Origin of the sequence: Sphingobacterium sp., from assembly GCF_032065005.1 — a bacterium.
GTDB lineage: Bacteria > Bacteroidota > Bacteroidia > Sphingobacteriales > Sphingobacteriaceae > Sphingobacterium.
On record NZ_DAMBMM010000007.1, the window covers coordinates 66,841 to 81,403 of the forward strand.

General features: G+C 38.6%; 11 protein-coding genes. 4 read left to right on the forward strand and 7 right to left on the reverse strand.

Going from position 1 to position 14,563, the window contains the following annotated elements; all coding sequences use genetic code 11:
• Positions 1-23: 23 nt before the first annotated feature.
• The 4 genes from RT138_RS12270 to RT138_RS12285 are packed head-to-tail and all read left to right on the forward strand — an operon-like array spanning position 24 to position 6,513.
• Positions 24-3,143, forward strand: coding sequence for a TonB-dependent receptor (locus tag RT138_RS12270; RefSeq protein WP_313190922.1), 3,120 nt, complete (start codon positions 24-26; stop codon positions 3,141-3,143).
• 12 nt (positions 3,144-3,155) lie between these two features.
• On the forward strand, positions 3,156-4,676 hold the full coding sequence (locus RT138_RS12275; RefSeq protein WP_313190923.1) for a RagB/SusD family nutrient uptake outer membrane protein: 1,521 nt from the start codon (positions 3,156-3,158) through the stop codon (positions 4,674-4,676).
• Positions 4,677-4,687: 11 nt separating this feature from the next.
• Positions 4,688-5,614: a hypothetical protein gene (locus tag RT138_RS12280; protein ID WP_313190924.1), complete on the forward strand. Its 927-nt coding sequence runs from the start codon at positions 4,688-4,690 to the stop codon at positions 5,612-5,614.
• Positions 5,615-5,649: 35 nt separating this feature from the next.
• Positions 5,650-6,513, forward strand: coding sequence for a glycoside hydrolase family 16 protein (locus tag RT138_RS12285; RefSeq protein ID WP_313190925.1), 864 nt, complete (start codon positions 5,650-5,652; stop codon positions 6,511-6,513).
• Between the two features lie 1,036 nt (positions 6,514-7,549).
• Here RT138_RS12285 and RT138_RS12290 read toward each other — a convergent pair.
• The 7 genes from RT138_RS12290 to RT138_RS12320 all read right to left on the reverse strand — a co-directional run bounded on the left by RT138_RS12290 (position 7,550) and on the right by RT138_RS12320 (position 14,553).
• Positions 7,550-9,010 (reverse strand): SIR2 family protein, encoded by a 1,461-nt coding sequence (locus tag RT138_RS12290; RefSeq protein WP_313190926.1) that lies wholly within the window; start codon positions 9,008-9,010, stop codon positions 7,550-7,552.
• 475 nt (positions 9,011-9,485) lie between these two features.
• On the reverse strand, positions 9,486-10,058 hold the full coding sequence (locus RT138_RS12295) for a toll/interleukin-1 receptor domain-containing protein (protein WP_313190927.1): 573 nt from the start codon (positions 10,056-10,058) through the stop codon (positions 9,486-9,488).
• Complete coding sequence (locus RT138_RS12300; protein WP_313190928.1) at positions 10,051-10,650, reverse strand: hypothetical protein; 600 nt, start codon at positions 10,648-10,650, stop codon at positions 10,051-10,053. The genes RT138_RS12295 and RT138_RS12300 overlap by 8 nt, the downstream gene beginning before the upstream one ends.
• Positions 10,632-11,804 carry a toll/interleukin-1 receptor domain-containing protein gene (locus RT138_RS12305; protein ID WP_313190929.1) on the reverse strand — a complete coding sequence of 391 codons (1,173 nt, stop codon included), beginning with the start codon at positions 11,802-11,804 and terminating at the stop codon, positions 10,632-10,634. Before RT138_RS12305 ends, RT138_RS12300 begins: the two co-directional genes overlap by 19 nt.
• A gap of 619 nt (positions 11,805-12,423) precedes the next feature.
• Positions 12,424-13,074, reverse strand: a complete 651-nt coding sequence (locus tag RT138_RS12310) for a hypothetical protein (protein ID WP_313190930.1) — start codon at positions 13,072-13,074, stop codon at positions 12,424-12,426.
• 4 nt (positions 13,075-13,078) lie between these two features.
• A complete protein-coding gene (locus RT138_RS12315) occupies positions 13,079-13,573 on the reverse strand; it encodes a TIR domain-containing protein (protein ID WP_313190931.1) in 495 nt (164 codons plus the stop codon).
• On the reverse strand, positions 13,537-14,553 hold the full coding sequence (locus RT138_RS12320) for a nucleotide kinase domain-containing protein (protein ID WP_313190932.1): 1,017 nt from the start codon (positions 14,551-14,553) through the stop codon (positions 13,537-13,539). Before RT138_RS12320 ends, RT138_RS12315 begins: the two co-directional genes overlap by 37 nt.
• Between the last annotated feature and the right edge of the window lie 10 nt (positions 14,554-14,563).

Here is a 14,563-nt window from a genome sequence, read left to right on the forward strand (position 1 = left end):
CCATGTTAATTTATTTTCCTTTTATGAGATTAAAAATTTTGCATGCATTCATCTTGATTTGCATGTGTATTTCTGTGACGGATCTGAAAGCGCAGACTTTATCGATCCGTGGACAGGTTACCTCATCAAGTACTGGAGAACCCATCTCTGGCGTGACGGTAACTGTCGAAGGTAAAAGACAAGCTACGAGTACTGATTTAGAGGGCCAGTATACCCTTGAGTTTCCGGGCAGCAGTGCCACGGTGAAGTTCTCCCAAATCGGGAAGCTCTCCAAGAGTATACAAGTAGGGCAATCTGGAGTCTATAATGTACAGTTAGAAGATGGCTTGGACGAATTAGAAGAGATCGTAGTCGTTGGGTATGGAACGCAGAAAAAGAGCGTTGTTACCGGGGCTATCAGTAGTGTTAAAGGCAGCGACCTGGAGACTATGCCAGTTACCCGATTGGAACAGTCCCTTCAAGGTAGAGCATCCGGACTAACCATCGCTTCCAATTCCGGGGAACCAGGAGCTTCATCCACCATTAGGATCCGTGGATTCACAACGTTCGGAAACAATAACCCATTATGGGTTGTCGATGGGGTCGTTGTTGATGCTGGCGGTATCAGCTACCTGAACCAATCGGATATCGAATCTATCGAAGTGTTGAAAGATGCTTCCTCACAAGCGATCTACGGTGCTAGAGCGGCTGCGGGTGTTATCCTTGTTACCACCAAGAAAGGTGCACAGGGAGCGATCCGTATCAATTACAACACCTTCTTGGGCAGTTCAGCTCCCGCTAGAAAACTGAGCCTATTGAATGCCACGGAATATGCAACCTTGAGAAATGAGGCGGCTTTGGCTGCAGGTAATGCGCTGCCATTCCAAGATCCGGCTTCATTAGGAGAAGGAACAGATTGGCAAGAACATATCTTCAATAGAAATGCATTCCGCCAGAACCATGAACTCAGCATCAGCGGAGGAAACGAAGTTTCTACGTTCTACACCTCTTTCGGTCTATTGAGCCAAGATGGTATCGTAGCCTCAGAGATTTCCAACTATAAAAGAACAAACATCCGTTTAAACTCGGAACATAAGGTTGCCAAATGGTTGAAATTTGGTCAAAACCTTGGTTATTCACATGAAAAAGGACAAGGTGTAGGGAACACGAACAGTGAGTTCGGTGGACCATTGTCATCGGCCATCAACTTAGATCCGACTACGCCATTGATCATCACCGACCCATCGGTGATCAATAACCCAAGCTTACCTTATGCGTCACAGGCGGTTCCACGCGATCCTAACGGCAACCCTTACGGTATTTCCCAATTCGTTGCTCAGGAGATGTCGAATCCATTGGCTTACATCCAAACCCGATTAGGCAACCATGGATGGTCAGACAATATCGTAGGAAATGTATATGGCGAGATTGAGCCTATCAAAGGCCTAAAAATCCGTTCCACCTTAGGTTCAAAGCTATCCTTTTGGGGAAATGAGAGCTTCACACCTGTGTATTACCTGAATGCAGTCATGAAGAGAGCACAGAACGACTTTACACGAGGAACGAATAGAGGTTTTGATTGGAACTTAGAGAATACCATTTCCTATCAATATACCATCCAAGACCATAATATTTCCGCATTGGTGGGTCAAGGAGCGTACTATGACAACCGAGCGAGAGGTATAGCCGTAACTTATTTTGATATTCCTGTCAATAATTTTGATGATGCCTCCCTGAACTACACCGTTCCGGCAGACCAAAAGAATTCATCAGGATATGAGAATGTAGGACATACGGTTTCTTCCTTATTTGCCAGGTTAAACTATAATTACAAGGAAAAGTACTTGGCTGAAGGATTGATCAGAAGAGACGGATCATCCCGTTTTGGAGCCAATAACAAGTACGGTATCTTCCCGTCCTTCTCATTAGGTTGGGTCGTTAGCAAGGAAGATTTCCTAATCGACAACCCACATATCAACATGTTGAAGATCCGCGGTGGATATGGGGTAGTAGGTAATGATAACATCGGTGATTTTGCCTTCCTTTCCACTATCGGTGGCGGACGTAATTACACCATCGGCTTGACGGACATCTATACCGTAGGAAATAGCCCGAATGCACCATCAAACCCAGACCTGAAATGGGAGCAGACCAGTCAGGCCAACATAGGTTTGGAGCTTTCCTTTTTGAGGAACTTCAATTTGACCTTCGATTGGTTCAATAAAGTAACGACCGGTATTTTACAGAATCCACGTATCCCAGGTTATGTTGGGGCGATTGGAAACCCTGCAGCCAACGTTGCGGACATGAAAAATACAGGTGTGGAGTTGGAATTGGGTTACAAAAACCGACTAGGAGAAGTCAACTTCGCCTTGAACGGAAATGCATCCTACCTGAAGAATGAGGTGACCGATATCGGTGCAGGCGTGAGCTTCCTGAACGGAGCTGGCTTCCAGGCATCGACCTACAACATCACCCGTACCATGGTAGGCGAAGCTTTCAACTCATTCTATGGATTCAAGACCATGGGTATCTTCCAGAATCAGGCAGAGATTGAAGCTTACAAGAGCGCAGAAGGCGCTTTGATCCAGCCGAATGCACGTCCAGGAGATTTCAAATGGGCAGATCTAGATGGCAATGGCGCAATCGACGCAAATGACAGAACCTTTATCGGCGATCCGACACCTAACTGGTCTTTCGGTTTCACCCTGAACCTAGAGTGGAATAATTTTGATGCCCTGATCTTCGGACAAGGTGTCGCTGGAAACAAGGTATTCCAAGGGTTAAGAAGGCTAGACATCAACAATGCCAATTACTCTACACGAGCTTTGGGAAGATGGACAGGAGAAGGCAGTTCAAACGACTATCCGCGATTAACGGATGCCGATGCGAACAATAACTTCACGAATCCTTCCGAATTCTATTTGGAGGACGGAAGCTACTTCCGCCTGAAAACCGTTCAGATCGGATATTCCATCCCTTCGGAACTGACCAGAAGAATCGGACTTCAAAAAATCAGGCTATATGCCATGGCTGAGAACCTGATGACCTTCACGAAATACACAGGATACGACCCTGAAATCGGTGGCGGTATCATGAGTATCGACCGAGGCATCTATCCGCAAGCAAGGTCATATATGTTCGGTCTAAATGTTGCATTTTAATCTAGATTAGTGATGAAATTAAATAATAAATTATTCCTTATACTTATTGCTTTCTCTTTATTGGGGCAATCCTGTTCCGATAGCTTTTTGGAACTAAAACCTAGGGGCACGGACTTAGAAGAGAACTACTACAGGAACCGACAAGAGGCTTACAACGGTCTGGTTGCGGTATATGATGTGGTGGGTTTCCAGAGTTCCAGCTATGTCACTAAAATATTGGCTACCTCAGCGGCATCCGACGATCATTTTGCTGGCGGCGGTGGTTCCTCAGATTTACCAAATATCCAAGCTTGGTCCAACTATTCCCTAAGCCCAGCAGTGGGTCCGCAGGAGGATCTTTGGCGCCGAGGCTATATGGGAATCATGAGAGCCAACGTATTGCTGGAGAAATTGCCAGAGATCCCAATGGGCGATGATGAAAAGGCAAGGTTTACCGCAGAAGCGAAATTCCTGAGAGCCTATTTTTATTTTGACCTTATTCGCTACTTCCGCAATATCCCATTGATCCTGAGCCCGCTCGTTGGAGATGCCATTTATGCAACCCCACAAGTAGCACCTCAGGAGGTCTATGCTGCGATGGAGAAAGATCTGATGGAGGCCATCCCGGTTCTACCTATCAATTTAAACTTAGATACCGAGGCCGGAAGAGCATCACAGGGCACAGCAAAGGCATTACTGGGCAAGGTCTATCTACAGCAAGAAAAGTTCACCGAGGCAGCTGCCCAATTCAGGGAAGTGAACGGCGAACCCGGTCAAACCAGCAAATATGGCTACAAGTTATTGGCCAATTATGGCGACCTCTTCAAGGTGAGCAATAAATTCAACAGCGAGTCCATCATGGAAATCTCCTTTACTAACACTTCCGTTGGCGACTGGGGCTGTATCGACTGTACCGAAGGTAATATCCTGAATATCATGATCGGTCCCCGTGGATATGCGGCAGGTTCAGGAGCACCGGACTATATTGCCGGCTGGGGATTCCTTCCCTTGACCAATGGCCTTGTTGACCAGCTAAAGGGAGATCCTAGATACCAATACACCGTTGCGGATATGCACCAACTGCAAGCAGAAGGCAAAGCATCTTACACACCGGGCTATATGGATACAGGTTACTTCCTGGAAAAATATGCCGGTAGAGAGTCGAACAGATGGACAGGCGCCGGAACGTTCGAGCTTAATTTTCCACAGAACATCTATGATATCCGCCTTGCCGACACCTATCTCCTGGAAGCAGAAGCTTTGGTCAGAGGCAATGGAAACATCACCCGTGCAGGAGCCCTATTAAACGCCGTGAGAGCAAGGGTTGGACTTCCGGCGACTACAGCGACCTTTGCAAACATCAAGCGCGAGAGAAGGCTTGAATTGGCCGGAGAAGGGCAACGTTGGTTCGACCTAGTGCGTTGGGGAGATGCAGCAGCCGCTCTATCAGCCAGAGGATATGTCGCTGGGAAGCATGAAGTATTACCCATTCCGCTTTTGGAGCTAGATAATACCCAATTGGAGCAAAACAAAGAATACGGAGGCACGAAATAATTGACTGAATTATGAAAACGATATATAACAAAATATTTAATGCGAATCTCTGGAGGATCATGCTATTCTCAATGGTCGTGATCGCCTGTCGTCCAGAAGGAGATGACCTCAGCTTGAATCCCCTACCGCAGCCCAATTTTGAAGCGGTGGAAATAGCACCGGGCCGTGTACAACTGAAAAACACGACCAACACCCCTACCATTGCCAACTGGACCATCGTATCCAGCGGACAGAAACTGTCGGGTGACGTAGTAGAAGTTGCCTTGATATTTGCAGGCAACTACGACGTGAAATTGGATGTCGTAGGTCAGGGAGGGATGGCAAGTGTGACCAAGCCTATTGCCGTGAAGCAAAACGACCCGAATGCCTGTGATGCCAAGACCGCACTGGGCTTTATTGCCAGCTGTACCAAGAAGACCTGGAAGCTGAACCCTCAAGCGGGAGCTTTCAAGGTAGGCCCAGGTGCCGATAACGGCGACTGGTGGAGCAGCGGTGCAGGTGAAGTAACCGGTAGAGCCTGTGAGTTCAATGATGAATTTACCTTCTCCTTTAATGCAGAGGGAACCTATGCCTACGATAACAAAGGCGACTACTTTGCCGATGGCTACCTAGGGAACAAAACGACCGGCTGTGAACCCGCAGCAAACCTGAAAGGTGAACAAGCCTTGTGGAATTCCGGGAATTTTAAATTTTCGGTAACGGAAGGAACAGGCGTCAAAAAGCTAGGTCAATTGAGATTGGTGGGCAAAGGGGCACATATCGGTGTCAAGAAAGCACATAACGGTGGTGAGACAGCAACGGGTCCAGTGAACGACTTTGTGCTTTATGATATATTGGAGATGACCAAAAATAAAGATGGAGCTGGCTATGATATCCTGAAGGTTGGTGTCAACATCGGCGGAGACGCTTGGTGGACCATGACCTTACGTTCTTTCTAATCAGCGATCGATTTTATTTAATAAACAATTTAAAAATGAAGAGAAATATGAGCTTTTGGATCTTACCTATCCTTATACTATTGTCCTGTTCAGAAAAGTCGAACGAGAACAATATCGTTATCCCTGAACCTCCCCCGGCCCCAAAACCGAAAGAATACAAGTATTCGGAGGCACCGGTTTGGTTTGATGAATTTGATAAGGATGGTCTGCCCAATACCGAACTATGGGGCTATGACGTAGGAAGAGGCGATAGTGGATGGGGAAATAATGAATTGCAATATTATACCAATGCCCGTCCGGAGAACGTGAATATTGCCGATGGCATTTTGAGCATTACCGCCAGAAAAGAAAAATTTGAAGGCGCTGACTATACCTCAACCCGTTTGATCAGCAAGGGAAAAGGTGATTTCCTGTATGGTAGGTTTGTCGTAAGGGCTAAGGTTCCTGCTGGAAAAGGAACTTGGCCAGCAGCATGGATGTTGCCTACCGACTGGGCATACGGACCATGGCCAGCTTCTGGGGAAATTGATATCCTGGAACATGTGGGTTACGAACCGGATGTAGTGCATATCACCATGCATACCGAAGATTACAACCATGTTAAGGGCACCCAAAAGGAGGCCATCAAGAAGATTCAAAATGCAACTACGGAATTCCACGAATACCGTGTGGACTGGACCCCTGAGTATATCAGAGGTTTTGTGGACGGCGAACAGATCCTGCACTTTCCCAATGAAGGTAAAGGAAGTGGGGTATGGCCGTTTGACAAGAAGTTCCACTGGTTGCTGAACTTGGCAGTCGGAGGTAATTGGGGCGGATTAAAAGGCATTGATGAAGCCTCCTTCCCTAATGTTTATCAAGTAGATTATGTGCGGGTTTATGAACTGTTGAACCCATAATAGCGAAGATTGTTTTATGTGGCAGGTATTTGTACCTTAAATGCTGTTACTGATGTGATGATTGGGGTAAGAATTAGCTTCGATGGGTAGGCTAATCTTACCCCTTAATCTTTTTTATAGGGGGATTAATTGGGTGTTTCCCTTTCATTTCAGCATGAGCTTCTTTTTGATGTTATTGGGCTTGGCATTGTAATTCCTTTTCTGGAGATCTATATTTATTCCTTAGTTTTTGATGGGTTTGAAATTCTTTTGGTTTTGAAGGGGGATTGCTGGTTTTGTTTTGGTCTCATTCGAGACACATTCGGAAAATTCGCAATATGGGTAAAGGAAGGGTAAAGACAACCCCGAAGAATTGTTAAATGGATTAGAGAGGAAGGTCGGAAAATGTTGGGTGTTTTTCGGGACTTTTCTCGAATATGTCTCGAATGAGAGTGGGCTGAGAGTGGGGAGTGACCTGGAAATGAATTTATGTGTTTTTCGGGAAATATTTAATATTTAATATTGAAATATGTTGAAGTCAAATAATTAAAATAATTAGCATAAATTATTAATCGAAAAACAAAACACCGAATCAATTGATTATGTTTTGTTCTGTCAAAACATAAAATTATCGACTATGAAGTGGTTTTCTGCGAGGATAAAACAACAATAAAACTAAACTATAATAGTCGAAAAAGTACAAAATGCAAAAATGAGAGCCATACAGCTTATTAAAACCCAATTATTTGGCATAAACCAATTTAATATTTTTTAGTATTTAAATCCTAATCACTAATTGATCCAGTCAGCAAAAGTGACTTAAATAGTCGCTTTTATTGTAGTCTGTAGAAAATAACACCCATACAGTAATAATTGATATTTCATTGATTTAAATAGCCGAGATTTTCCAAAATCTGCGAATATATCACATGTTTGACATACATTTTAGCTGCAATTGCTTATAATTATTAAATATGTTAAAAAATAATAAATTCACTCTTCAATAATAAACTCTATTAATATTTTATAAGTACTCCTTTTTACTATTAGCCCTTTTCTAAGTTTCTTGAAGAATATCAATCGCTTTTATAACACCCTCTATTATTCTTTGTTTTGAAATGCCATCTTTACCTAATTCAAATATTATTTTCTGTAATTCTTTCTTTTCTGGGTAGAATAAATCAGGATTCGCCATTACTTTTTCCCATAGTTCTTTTGCCATAGATCCAGTATTTCCTATGGGAATGGGAATCACATTATTCTTTAAACAAAGATCAAATTCTTCTTTCATACCATCAGAATTGGTTACTTTACCCTCTTCTAGTTTATTTCCAAAAATAAATATCGCTATTCCAGCAAGTGATATTGTATCCTTTCTATAATTACTCCGTATTTCCTTGGCGTCTTTAGTACCCGACTGAATTTGTGGGAATGGCCGTAAAATAAGTAGGTCGTCTAAGCTTCTGTAATTTGAATTCAGTTTAAATTCCAACGCTCCGTTAATGACAACACTTCCTATTCCGACCCCAAATCCTGAAACTATTTTATAATTCCTTTCTGCTAATTTAAAACTCAACGAATGAATAAGATCTTGAGCATCATCAATAGTATAAGGTATATATTGATGAGCAGCGCCAGAAATAAAAATGTTATTCCTTTTTACTCTCTTTTCTACCTCTGAAAGAATAATTGTAATATCCGAATATTCCTTAATTAGTATAGGATTAATACCATATCGAAGTAGATTTTCTATTTTGAGATCTTGCTTTATCTTTGCATACAGAAAATCCTCTTTATTTTCATCTTTTGATTTTTTTAAATCGTCAAAATCAGTTTCTGAAATTTCTTTAAAAAAACAATAATGTGCTGGAGAATTCCCCTTAAGCAAAATTTTTACACGGCCTAAGATATAATCTAGGTTTGGATCATCAAAACTAAAACCAATAAAAAGAAATGTCTTATTAAGTAAATCACCCCTTAATGCTGTAGAAAAAAGCTCCCTATTGTCGTTGTAGGACTCATAGTCATCCTTTGTTAAGACGGCGTCATTTGGCGAATCTTTGTCCCCATGCATTTTAAACACTGTGGCATCCTTCTTTTTAATATTTCTTCCAAAATCTTCATTTCTAACTTTCTTTTCAACAGTTTTTCCATAGGACTCAAGTGTTTTTTCTATTATTTGATCGTAGTTTGTAGTCCAAAAACTATCAATATCTAATCTAGCGAGAATTTTATGGTTTTCAGTACCATCTTTAATAGTGGTAAATTCATTTATTATTTTATTATTAATCCTTCCTCGATTAAATTTATTGAAATGATATTGGGCAACTGCGATTAAATCATGTTCTTTGTCAATACTTAAGTCAAGTTCGTCAGCGAAATCTCTTAATAGCTCCTTCCAGTTAACAAATCCAACAGATGCAGAAAAACCTGCCCCAGCAAATATTGCTGCGTCGCCGTTCTTAATTTCCGATACAAAAGCATTTATAAAAGATTGTTGCTGTTTAGTAAATTCCATAAGTTATTTATTAATCCATTGATAAAACCAAAACGATGAACCATTAATATAAATTAATTTAAAGATATTATTTTAAAGAGTTTATGTACCGACTTCCCAATTAAACCATTTGATGGAATAGAAGCATTCGTGGCATATAGCCTTATCATAGTTAAAATTTTTTGATTTATTTTTTTACACAGGTGTACTGCTCTTTTTTTCTAGCTTGTTTTCATCAGTCCAATCCACCTATTTGCTAATATTCAGGAATCCGAAAAAGAACCTTAATTGAGTAACAATTGATTGGGACGTATGAATCTGTTCTTAAGATTCAAGTTTTTCACCATCCCTCCTACACCCTATAAATGAAAGAAGAGAAGAAATACATAATTTGATTACATAGTTTTCTTATTTATTAATTATGGTTGAATATCGTAAGAGCCTTGATACTTTTATCCAGATTGTGGTTAAAACCTTAAAAATTTTGAAATTATTTTCACTTTAATATCCAATCAATAAAATTCATGGTTCGATTATCATAAAAACTAATCCTAATATCTTCTGCTTTTAAAGAATGCATATTTTCTAATCCATCGATCTTCATCTCAGGGTATAGCTGTAAATATTCATTCCCAGTCCATTTCCCAGTCCTCGACTCTATAGGTAGAATTGCAAAGTCATTTTCTCCCTTACTAGAGTATGCAATACCTAGTTCCCAATTGCACCACTTTGATCTTAAAGCATTATAGGTAGCTAGAAATATAAATTTATGTGCCTTGTCAATCTTTTCTCTTATTATTCTGGCTGTATTCCGATCCGTATATCGAGGCATATCTAAATCCATCCAGTCGACATATAATTCAATATTTATCTTATTGAATAGAATAACAATCTTATCTACAATCGTCTTATCTAAATGGCTATGACATAAAAATATACTATGAGTTACGTTTGTATGATCTTTTAATTTTTGACTTCTTTTCAGTTCCTCAAATCGAGTTTTACCTAAACTTTTTATTTCTTCTTTAAAAAGCTGATCAAGATTATTTTGAGATAAAAGATTACCCATTGTTTAAGATGTTTTTGAGCATAGACTTAAATAAGGACATATATGCGTATTCTTTCTTCAATTTAATATCCAGATTTGGAACCTGATCATCATAGATTATTCTGGCTGCGGCACCAGTACTAGCAATAGGAAGTAATAAAGCAGAAGGATGAGCATTTTTAAACATCAAAAATTCTTCCTCAACACCTTGCATTCCTCCAATAAAAATTCCAGCCTTAAACTCGTTTTCTATTATCATCGCATTTCGCATATCGAGTAAACTGCTATCTCTATCAATATTTTTATCAATAATTTTAATATTCTCAAAAGCCAAATTGTCTTCAATGAAATGATCCTTAAAAAAGTTAGATTGATAAATGGTAACATGCTTTTTAACATCTGAACCCATTTTATCCATTACAAACCTAATTAATGGAGTAATTGAGGGGTGGCCTCCCCAAATGAGGATTGAATTTGGTATAACAACGGTTGCTAAGGCTTTAACAGCATCCCTAATTGCTACTATATCTGCAGTACGGTAAAATTTAGGATCCCTATCTTGTAATGGAATACTTGCAGACAGGAAGATTTTGTTTAATTTTTTTTCAGCCATGATTCTATTTCAATAATTTTAATAGTCTTAATTGGTAAATAAGTATCTAACCAAGCAAGATGATCGAGCCACCGCTTCCGTACATTTCTATGATCATAGAGTAAATATGCAGTTACAACCTCCTGAGTTTTAATTCTTTTAACAAGTTCTTCAGATTGGTTATAAGTAAAAGCTTGTGGGACCCCAACTGTTGGAATGATTACAATCTCTTTTCCATCTTTCTTTTTCATAGTCAGGAATTTTTCAGGTTGTAAGCTAACATCTAAACCTAAATTATGAGCACTTTTTACAAATTCAGTAACTATATTATCATGACGAGCGGCTAGGCTCCTAGCTCTTAAAGACTCAGCCTCACTAATGATTTTATTTAGAATTACCTGATTAAGGAAGCTTTTAGAATCTGAGAAACTTTGGTTTCCAAAATCACTTGTCTTTAATTGAAAAGGTATACTTAACTCAGCCTCCCTTTCAAGTTTATGATTTGGCCATATTAGTTGTAGAATTCCAATTGACATAGAGTTAGCTTGTGCTAATTCTTCCTTAGTCCAATTACTTTTCAAGAAACCAGGGGTGTTTAATAATACAACGATGTCTGTATCAGCCAATCTATGCCACAGCTCCTCTTGAAATACCTCTCCAGGCCGAATACTATGAGTGTCCAGAAACACATCAAATCCTGATTTCTCAAATTGTTCAAAAAGTTGTATAGCAATTGAGCTAGATTCATCCCTTTTATAACTAACGAAAAGCCTTCGCGATAACCTCAATAACCCAAGTCCTTCTAAAACATTGCTAATTAAAGGCTCTATTTCCTCTTGAGAAGTCAATTTAAAAGCATTTATTTTTCTTAATCTTTCCGGAATAATATTGCCAATCTCGTTTAAATCACAAACAACTGGTAAAATGAGTGTCGCATCATCTATTAAAATTTCTAGGATATCATGATTTGGAAATACTCCATCTTCATCACCATAGTACAAACAAAAGGCCGGAGCGTTAGCAATATACGCAGTTTGAAAGTTTTCCTCATCTATAATCAGTATTGCATTGTTGTCTATTCCAAGATCTTCAATCCTTTTTCTGAAAATCTGTTCAATTTCATGTTTAAATGGGATTGGTTTTCCAATAAATATAAATTGATATTTTGTTTCCATAAATTCGTTAAATTTAAGATTATTTTAAAGAGCTTTATTTTAATTTGTGAATTATTTAAAATTCAGATACTCTTTCATTGGCCGAGTTATCCAATCGAAAACTTTGGCTATTGGATTCCATAAACAATATTCAACAGATATTTATTTCTCATCAGAAATAACAATGTTGTAGTCTATTTGTAGATAAATAAGAATTTTTTCCTTCTGTTGCGTATAACCAATTCGCAAAAAAACTAATTTTATTAAATTGCCTCTTAGTTTTTAATAGAATAAATTTATCGTAATTATTAATTACTTCCTCAGTGCGAACAATAATGTCTCTACAGTTTTATTATTGCTTTATGTATACCTACCTATCTATGTATCTTCACTCCAAAAATCTTCAATCCTCCTCTCCCCCCTTTTAACCTTTTAAATATCAGTTTTTATTTAGAAGCGCAATAAGTACTATATGTTAATACTACTCTTAGTAAAAAAATGGATAATACTTCCGTTAATAGATTTCTTATTTAAGACTCCATTTTCAGAAAACATATTAATTCTGTTTCTTTTATATAAAGATGCAATGCTATAAATATATTAAATTATGGGAAAAGCTGCTTTCTCCAATATTAAGTTACTACTTCGTGATCTTGTTCGTTGCAACTGAATAATGGGCATTGCTATTATCGAAATTAAACGGGTCTGAAACGACAATATTCAAACAATCGGAATACTCATTTTCGATCCAATCAACCAATTTATTAGCAGCTGAATAATCAAATTTACGATGACCAATTCCATTAGTATATCCAAGGTCCTTTAATAATTCTTCAGGAATCAGCGGTGCCGCACTTCCAAAATAATAAAAGCACCTAGATATTAACACTTTATGAGATTGGGTGTCTCGATCTCTATTATATGTATTTAAACTCCCATCCGGATTACTATGGTGTGAATGTGATTGTTTCCATAATTTGTTTTCCACATCAAAAAAGTATATATTATCCCCAAGAAGCATCACCTTGCTTCCATTTCGAACTGCTTTTTTATTATTATATTCTGGATTTTCCCAATATTCATTAAATGAAATCTTATTAGTGACCTTCATTGCGAAAATACATTTTCTCGTTGCTTTTAACCGAGCCCCCCCGACGCCAATAACCCAATCACCAATTTTTGCTGAATTCCTTATCCTTGGCTTACAAGTTGCAAGTGTACAAATCCCATGAAACGGGTTTGGGGCAAATCCTAGATCTCGGTCGACAACATATATGTAAACATTTTGCATTTTATCAACAATTAACTGAACCACCAGAATTCGGGGCATCACGAGTTGAACCATCCGGATTTTCAAAGTTATTTACACCATCAATCGCATTAATAATACTATCAGAATTCCAATTAACTATTGCTGAACCATACTTTTCGAGACTGGGTGGTATATTTGCCTCGGTCCCTCCACGTACAAATACACCAATAATACGCTTCCCTTGTTGATGCGCTTTGTCAATTTCCCAATTTACCCATTTCCGTGAATGGGTATCTTTGCCAATAAGAACAACGATAGTACCAGCCCAGGATATTTTCATTCTTAAAACCCTTTCGATAACTTTATCACTAACTCGTTTCTCATCCATCCTTCTCTGGTTTTCTGGTTTCATTCTAACCGAACTATTTCTAACATCATATCCTTTCCCTAGCATTAAATTTGTCAATTTAGACACCTCACCATCATCCTTATGATGATGACTTATAAAAAGATGTCTGCGTTTTCCTTCTTTTGACATGATTTTTGTATTTTATGATTAATATTCCATTTTGGCGGAAAGAAAAATTTTTGAGTGCCCTTAGGGTTTGTAAATTTTTGTTTTATTTTTGTTCTTCCTGATGCTGTCGAAAGTTCAGGATTTGTCCCCCTTAAATACTTATCTACTTCACAAAATATGTTTTGGCAATCAATTAATTGAAGTCTTCTTCCCCACAGGTTTGGAGGCTTCAAATTCAATCTTTCACATTCTAATTCCTGGTCATCCGTCATTAACTTTATGACATCTTCGAATGAGTAAGAACCAATTGAATCAAAGCACTTTAATATTCCATTTTTTGCACCTGGTCCAGCAACAACAAAATCCATTTCAGAGAAGTTAATGAGTTGACTATAGTTAAGATCAATCGTGTATTGGTATGCCAGAAAACTACCAAATGAAGGATATGATAAAATTATTTTATAAACATCTTGAAGGCTTTTACTTCTTTGGATTTTTAGATATGTCTTTTCCTTTATCATCCTTGAAAGTAAAGCTAAATGATTGGAATGTTTTAGCTTATATCCAAACACATTTCCTGCAGAGGGCATAATATAAGCTGCTGAATATATTGTCTTTTTATCCATCATTCGAGCAGTTAACAATTTGTCGTAACTGCTAGTAGAGAAAGTATTTACAGATATCCTTTCAACATGCGTCTCCAAATATTTATACGTCTCAATTTTGTTGAAAATTTTAAACAACATGGTTTTAAAGAAAACCTCTTCTATATTTTCTCCTTGATATTGCAAATCAATTAAATACTGACTTACTCTGTCAGAAGCCCTAAAAACATTCGTAAAGCGATGGTTATTTATCACGTGGTCATCCGTCCAAGGTGCGGGTTGGCCAATGAGGCGCTTTTCAAATATCTCTTGTCTTTTATTGGCAAAGATCCAGTATAAGTCATATACAGAGGATCTTTTTGGCCTTGTTAGTTTAACGTAATGAGAAATTCCCATGTCAAATGAT